Here is a 7,572-nt window from a genome sequence, read left to right as displayed (position 1 = left end):
AGCGTCTCGCAGGCGATCAAGGGTTCGTCTCAAATGAGATTCTAGGTCTCGATCGTAAGCGTTAAGAAGTTTGTTTTTGACAGGTTCTAAGATCTGCTCTTCTTGCATTTTACGCAGATAGTCCAGCGATTGAGCTTTGATCAAAGGATACGCATCAAAAAACTCTAGCGGTTGGCCGTTGACAATTTCATCACAAAACTGTTCGATTAATTGTTCTGTCACATATTCCATCACGACAAAAGGCTGTCTTATCTTGCCAGAAGAAAAATCTCGCTCAATCAGCGATCGCCGTGATAACGATTCTACTGACTCTAGCAATCGCATTGGTGATTCAGTTGTGATAATGTCTTCTTTTAATTCTGACAACAGCACGTACTCACGATTGATCGCTAACCAATACATCACCTGCTGTTCTAGTTTTGACAAACGTTGAAATTGTCCATCTAAAAGCGTGCGAATATCACCATAAACCGCAGTATCTTGCTCGATTTGGCTGAGAAATTCATTGACATTATTGCCAAACAGATCGTATATCGTTGTTGAAACAAACTTGAGTGCTAAAGTGTTTCCCGAATAGCGCGTAATGAGTTTCTTTAGCTGTTCATCGTCGCAGATTAATCCTTTATCTTCGAGAATACTTTTAGCTTCTTCTTGATTCACACCCGAAAGCTGCAATACTTTGACCGCAAGCTTTTTCCCTTCTAGGGCCGCGACTTCTTTAGGCTTTTCGCGACTGGTTAATAACAAACAACTTTTGTGCGGCGTTTCGCCCACTTTTTTGAACAAATCTCCATACCCTTCAAAGCTCTCTTTATAGTCGCCTGCCTGATGATAGGACTTGTTTTCACCGCTACGAAGAATTGACTCCACGTTGTCCAAAATTACCAGACAGCGATGTTCTTGTAGCACATTGATTAACCGCAACAGCTTTGTATTCTGGTTATCAGGCAAATCGATCTCTTGCTCACCAGGGAGAAATCGCAGCAGTTCAGCCAAAATGTCTTCTAACGGAGGAGCATTTCGCAGCGATCGCCAAATCACAAACTCAAACTGTGACGCAATACTCCGAGCAAGACGAGCCGCCAGCGCTGTTTTTCCGATGCCACCCAGACCCAGAATCGCCACCAGACGAGCGCGATCGGAAGATTTAGCCTGTCCCAAGATCCAGCCCTCTAGCTCCTCAATTTGGGCCACTCGACCTCGAAAATCTTCCACGTCGATCGCTTCTCCCCAATCAGGGTCAGATTTTGCGGCTTGAGGCTGGATCGACTGAAATTCTTGCAAAATTCTTTGCTTGAGAGAACCCAGCTTTTTGTTACTTTTGCCGTCAATCTCAAACTTGCGGTAGCCCTCTCCCAATCGTTTTCTCACCGCCGCTTCGCTGATATTCAGCTTCTGGGCGATCTCCACACCTGAGTGATCCTTTAGCGCGAGCAGAATGGCTTCTAACTCAGCTTTGGTGATGCCATACTTCGGCGCGATTTCCCGAACAAAGTTTTCAAGAACCTGAGGCATCGGGACAATTCTCTCCATTCCACAATTCAGTTACACACGACATATCCGTAAGTGAGATCTAGGGTGACACCATAGCTGCCCACTCCTGCTTTATGAACTTTTGGTTCTTCACACAAACTACATAATTAGAGTCAGTGTGAGGTGTTGTGAGACACTTCGTTATAGCTTGCGTCACCAACCCATTCTGACACTCTGCACACAAAACAGTCATTTGATAAACTTCGTTACACTTCCAAAGTAATGAGGCTTTGGCGTGGAGCAATAGTCTTTGACCGAATGATTGGGTGGAGAATTTGTATCTTCAGGTACACCTTAAATTATAGGAGAGTGAGAATAATAGTATAGGAGAGATTCACAATCCTTGATTGAGAGTTCACCCTGTAGCAAGAATATTATAGAGACCCTTGCTAGTTGCTCAAATTACCTGTATATTACAGTTAAACTACAGGCGTGTGAGAGAGTGATATAACCTTCCTGATGGCTAGAGTCTGGAGACCAAGCCCCGATCGGGGGAACGCTCCCAGCCAGCCCCTCATTTAACCGTTATCTAGAGAGACTGCTATGCCCCCCACCTCACCTCAATTTCACGAATTGCCGCTTCAGACTCCCGGTGGCATCAAGACTTATCTAAAGCTTCCCAGCCAGCCTTTGGCGATTCAACTACCCGATGCCTTTAGCGGATTCAACGTTCGGTTAATTCAGACCCTATCGGCTCAACACGGTGAATTTCTCACACGCAGCAAGAAGGGCAAGTATGAAACCTTACTAGAGCTAGGAGGACATGTCAGCCAGCGATTTCAAATTGACCGAACCGAAGTAGAAAAAATCCAAGATCTGCATCGAGAAATTGTGAGATGGTGGCTTTCTGAAGAGGGGCTATAGCTGACTAACAGACCGACATACGACAACAGGCGAGACGTTCGATCGCACCCTTGATCTACCCAGGAGAAGCGGGATCAATTTAAAAGAGGCCAATTCAAAATCGACGGCTTTCGATGAACGAGAAGTTCACAAGCTGCAAGACACTCAGAGAAATCGATTCGGTTGACCTCCTTGACGGAGTTTGTATCTCCCACCAAGCAGATGCCTTTAGGAGAGAAGTCTGGCAATCTGTATCATATGTGAGATTTTTGTGAGAAGTGTGAAAAGTTAGTTTCTCTAGACGCATAAGCAGCCCGCGATCGCATGAGAGATTGATCAGGGGACTGTTCTCAATCCGACGATGCCACGGTTTGGATTATTCACAGCTATTCTTGAATGGAGAAAATCCCATGAACTTTACACTTCCGACTACTCGGCTGCTTTCTCAACCCGTTCTTGGGATGATTGAGACGGCCGACCTGCGCGAGTTGCGTGTCGAATACGGCGGCACAACCTGGCCCGCCCGAATCTATGACGCGAATAGTCAACCCGCCATTGTATTTCCTGGACAGTTTGTGACGATCGTCGGTCTAGAAGATAGCATCACGCTGCTGATTCAGGTTTAGGCGGCGATCGATCTTCAGGGCTTAATTCAAGATCATAGGAGAAAGTTCGGTAGCTTGTATTTTCGGCGAAATTCAACCTTCAACGAGAACAACAGACTGCCGAGTTTCTCCGACGATCAGGAGTCCCCCTTCTCCTTTAGAAGACGCTTGCAATTTTCTAAAGCTTTGTCTGAATTTTTCGTACGGCCTTCAACAAAATTGGAGAATCATACAGCGCTGTTTTGACCCTAAACTTTAGCTCATTAACTAGAGAGTAATCGGGTTGATTTCGATAGAATTTCACACCTTTGTATTCTTGATATTTGATGAAGTCTTTGCGGACAAATAGATTGCCAAATGCATAGTCAGCAGGCAAATAATGAGCGGTTAGAGACTTTCTAGAAAATTGACGATCGCTCGTCGGCAATGCCCCATGAATCGTTCGAGAATTCCAGAATAAAACATCTCCTTTTTTGAGTGCTGGCGCGTGGATTTGGTCGCCATGTTCTTCCACATAATCCTTCATCAGCTCTAGCCATTCAGAGTGAGGAAGATCAGGCGTATCGCTGTGCAGATCAACGATCGTAGTTTTGGGAAGAACGTAGAACCGACCTGCCCTCTCGTCGATATCCTCTAGAGCAATCCAGGCAGCCAGCAAATGTCCATTGGGCACGGAGTCTAAGTACCACCAATCCTGGTGAGGAGTCGTTGCAGTGTTGGCATCAAACAGCATTGTTTGCATCAGATTGCAGGCTTCGGAACCCGTGACATCCCGCAGTGCTTGTTGGATTGCATCACCACAGTAAATCTCTTTGGCGAGTGTGCTAAATTCTGCAAACTTTTCATAGTCGTGAATGTCTAGAAATGCTTGTTTGACATAGCCAAACTCATCTAAACAATTTGCTTCGTAGCGATTAGTATCTTGTCGAAAAAAAGGATAGCGAGAAGGAACAATTTTTGTTTGATATTGCTCCAAAAATTTATCAATTAACTCAGCCGAAATCAGTTGAGGAAAGATGACGTAACCATTCGTATCGTAATACTCTTTTTGACTCATGATAGACTCCCGCAACACTTAGAGCAAAATCCACGATCGAAGCCAAAGACTCAGGAGCGCACCAGCTTAAACAAACGGATTGAGAAACCCGCTTAAACTTGATAAAAGGGTAGTTAAATCTACGGAGAAATTTCCAGGGTATTGCTCCAACTTCATCTAAGGTTTAACTTAGTCCAAGAAAAATTAACAATTGAAGAGGAGTGAGCTTCTAAAGGTTCACAGTTTGGTGTTTTGCAACACAGGTTTGCAACGTGTCGATCGACAAACTACACCTGTGAGACTAATGGCGGCCTTCTCGACTCCCGACCAAATGGCGCAAAATTGCGGTAGGGGCTAAGTTCGATCGCGTCAAAATGCCCTGTGATGGGCTAAACAGGAGCGCCAATAAAAATAAACTGGATGAAACTAATACGATCGCAGGCCCCGATGGAACGTTGTGATAGTAGCTAATATAAATTCCGGTAACGCTGGCGAGAACCCCAATGATTGCACCTATTCCCATCATTTGTTCTAGTTCTTTAACCAAAAGATAAGCAGTCAGAGCAGGGCCAATCAGCATAGAAATGACTAAGATTACGCCTACTGCTTTCATACTGGCGATGATAGTTAGGGTAATGGTAGCCATAAAGCCACAGTAAATAGCGTTGATCGGCAACCCGATCGCTTTTGCACCTGTCTGATCAAACGTATAAAACAAAAGTTCTTTATAAAATAATTTAATTATGATCAGAATTAAGCCTGTAATGATCAAAGTCCGATGAATGTCGGCGATCGTGACTCCGAGAATGTCACCAAACAAAAAACTATCGAGATCAATTTTGTTTTTTAACACCGTAATTAACGTCACGCCCAACGCAAAAAAGCTGGAAAACGTCAACGCCATTGCTGCATCAACTTTAATACGAGATTGAGACCGAATCCACGCAATTAGAAACGCTCCAAGCAATCCTGAGCCAAATGCGCCAAGCAAAATATCAACCCCAAAGAAAAACGAAACTGAAATCCCTGGCAACACACAGTGAGCAATCACATCTCCTAACAAAGCCATCCGCTGCACGATTAGATAGCTACCCACAACGGGACAAAGAATGCCCACGAGAATGCCAATCGCGATCGCATTCCGCATAAATTCGTAGCTCAAAGGTTCGAGGAGCCAGGTTAGCATGGGTGTCTGGAGAATTTAGTGTGTGGAAAAATCAGCGGGTTTTTAGCAAAAAAAGGTGGTTTCTAAATCCTGACGTAAGGGCGTTTGTAGAGACGTTCCGTAGGCTTGATGCAGGTTTTCGGGGGTCATGACTTGTTGAGGAGTGCCGTCAGCAATGAGTCTCTGATTGAGCAGTAACAAGCGATCGAGTTCCATCAAAGCTTGTCCCCAATCGTGGCTGCTGACTAAGAGAATTTTGCCCTGCGATCGCAACTCTCCAAAAATTTCTAAAATCACCGCTTCGGTTTTTTTATCGACTCCAGTAAACGGTTCGTCAAACAGAAATAAATCGGCTTGTTGAGCCAAGGCCCGCGCCAAAAAAACTCGCTGCTGTTGTCCGCCTGATAATTCTCCGATACGGCGATGTTTGAGGGGATACATTTCCACCCGTTCGAGGGCCGCTTTTACGATTTCTTGGGCTGCTCGTCCGGGACTGCGAAACCAGCCTAGCTGACGAGTTCTGGCCATCATCACCACATTCCAGACGCTAATCGGATAGTCCCAATCAATCTGCGATCGCTGCGGCACATAGGCGACTTTTTCAAGCTGCTGGTGAAGCGGACAGGTGCAATATCGAACGACTCCATGATCAGCCGGAATCAAGCCCAACATGGCTTTGAGCATTGTACTTTTGCCCGCTCCGTTGGGGCCAATAATGCCGACTAGTTGCCCTGGTTTGATGGCAAAGCTGACGTGATCTAATCCCAAAATGCCCCGGTAATTGACAGCCAGGTGTTGAACCTCTAACATGAAAAGCCTGAGTGAAAATGATTCTCATTATAAGCCAATCTTGCTCATCCCAAGTATTACGAGGGCCTTAAAATTATGCAGTCTGCATTGCGTCCAACCTGGAAAGCGGCGGTTTTGTCGCTAACGATGAGTCTTTTTGCCTGCGGTACCTCGACTCCGCCCGTCAGCCAAACCAGCCCCACGACCAGCCCTGCGGCGACTCCGGAGACTCCAGCGGCGACCAAAACGGGAGTCAAAGTTGTGGCAGCTAACACAGTGCTGTGTGATTTAACCAAGCAAATCGCGGCTGAAACGATCGACCTGACTTGTTTGATTCAACCTGGAAGTGATCCTCATGTGTATGAACCAACTCCCGTCGATCGCAAGGCGATAGAAGATGCCAAGTTGGTTTTATATGGCGGCTATAGCTTTGAACATAGTCTAGTGAAGTTGATTCAAGCGTCTTCTAGTTCTGGTTCTAAAGTTGCAGTTTTTGAAGTTGCGGTTCCCACTCCTCTCATGTTTGAAGAAGATGGGCAAACGGTGCCTGATCCTCACGCTTTTCACAATGCTCAAAATGGGGTGCGGATGGTAGAGGTGATTCAAAGCAATTTGGCAAAAGTTGCCCCTGCGAATGCTGCTTTGTATGCCAAAAATGCCCAGACAATTACAGGTGAACTGTCACAAATTGATACGTGGATCAAGTCACAAATTGCCACCATTCCTACAGAGTCTCGCAAGTTAGTCACCACTCACGACGCGCTCGGCTATTTCTCTAAGGCCTATGACATTCCGGTGCAAGGGGCGCTAGAAGGAGTGAGTACCGAGGAAAAACCCACCGCATCCAGGGTCAAAGATCTGGTAAAGGATATTGAAGGTGCTAAAGTTCCGACCATTTTTGCTGAACTGTCGATCAATCCTCAATTAATTGAAGCGGTGGCGAAAGAGGCAAATGTCAAACTCTCCGATCGCGAACTCTACACAGATGGGCTAGGCGAGGCGGGCAGTCCGGCGGACACTTATCAAAAGATGTTGATGGCGAATACTCAATCGATCGTGGAAGGGTTAGGGGGAAAGTTCACACCATTTGTCGCAAAGTGATCAGGAAGTTGTAATGGGCTAAATTGCCGTGTGAACGACCTCTTCGACTGACTATCAAGGGGTCGTTTTGCAGCTTTTCAAACAGGTGACAACTCCTTAACCTTCTATCGTTGAGTTGAATTAAATTGTTTTAATTGAATATTTGCATCGAAAGCTTTGTGAATTTATTTATAAAATTCGATCGTAAAGTTTGTCTTGTAAAATCATTGAGAATTTTTTGAAGCGATCGGTTCTACTTAAATATCAATTTGAATGTCTACTTGATGAGGCTTTTTCACCTCGATGATCAGTCCTTCTGCCCCTAACCTTCCAATTCGGGGGGACTTTAGACAAGAGTTTGGGTTCAGATTTTGCTGCCCTCATCGGGAGCATCCCAATTGTGTAGCACAGTCTTTCTGCCCTCACTCTCTCCCGCAGGAGAGGGAACAAGAGATCTGACTCCCTTCTTAGGGCCTATCCGAAAACCATAAAATCTGTGAGATGATGAAGGCAAGCGAGTT

Annotated in this window: 7 protein-coding genes; 3 read left to right on the top strand and 4 right to left on the bottom strand. The window is 45.5% G+C overall.

Annotated elements, in window-relative coordinates; all coding sequences use genetic code 11:
• The coding region (locus tag ACJ2PR_RS34425) for an NB-ARC domain-containing protein (RefSeq protein WP_446880422.1) at positions 1-1,515 on the bottom strand (1,515 nt) is incomplete at its 3' end.
• A gap of 561 nt (positions 1,516-2,076) precedes the next feature.
• Between ACJ2PR_RS34425 and ACJ2PR_RS34420 the strand changes: the two genes are divergently transcribed.
• Together ACJ2PR_RS34420 and ACJ2PR_RS34415 are read left to right on the top strand one after the other, a co-directional pair.
• Positions 2,077-2,397 carry a hypothetical protein gene (locus tag ACJ2PR_RS34420; protein WP_446857054.1) on the top strand — a complete coding sequence of 107 codons (321 nt, stop codon included), beginning with the start codon at positions 2,077-2,079 and terminating at the stop codon, positions 2,395-2,397.
• 389 nt (positions 2,398-2,786) lie between these two features.
• Complete coding sequence (locus tag ACJ2PR_RS34415) at positions 2,787-3,002, top strand: hypothetical protein (RefSeq protein WP_446880421.1); 216 nt, start codon at positions 2,787-2,789, stop codon at positions 3,000-3,002.
• 157 nt (positions 3,003-3,159) lie between these two features.
• Here the strand turns inward: ACJ2PR_RS34415 and ACJ2PR_RS34410 are convergent, their stop codons facing one another.
• The 3 genes from ACJ2PR_RS34410 to ACJ2PR_RS34400 form a co-directional block, all read right to left on the bottom strand.
• Positions 3,160-4,038 (bottom strand): phytanoyl-CoA dioxygenase family protein, encoded by an 879-nt coding sequence (locus ACJ2PR_RS34410; protein ID WP_446857052.1) that lies wholly within the window; start codon positions 4,036-4,038, stop codon positions 3,160-3,162.
• A gap of 280 nt (positions 4,039-4,318) precedes the next feature.
• Positions 4,319-5,203 carry a metal ABC transporter permease gene (locus ACJ2PR_RS34405; protein ID WP_446870378.1) on the bottom strand — a complete coding sequence of 295 codons (885 nt, stop codon included), beginning with the start codon at positions 5,201-5,203 and terminating at the stop codon, positions 4,319-4,321.
• Positions 5,204-5,245: 42 nt separating this feature from the next.
• Positions 5,246-5,992, bottom strand: coding sequence for a metal ABC transporter ATP-binding protein (locus ACJ2PR_RS34400; RefSeq protein WP_446880420.1), 747 nt, complete (start codon positions 5,990-5,992; stop codon positions 5,246-5,248).
• A gap of 75 nt (positions 5,993-6,067) precedes the next feature.
• Here ACJ2PR_RS34400 and ACJ2PR_RS34395 point away from each other — a divergent pair, with 75 nt between their 5' ends.
• Entirely contained in the window at positions 6,068-7,072 is a 1,005-nt protein-coding gene (locus ACJ2PR_RS34395; RefSeq protein WP_446857049.1) for a metal ABC transporter solute-binding protein, Zn/Mn family, read from the top strand.
• Positions 7,073-7,572 lie beyond the last annotated feature (500 nt).

The organism is Phormidesmis sp. 146-33 (assembly GCF_052939515.1).
Note: the sequence above shows the minus strand (reverse complement) of the source record. Positions and strands in the feature narration are given on the sequence as shown.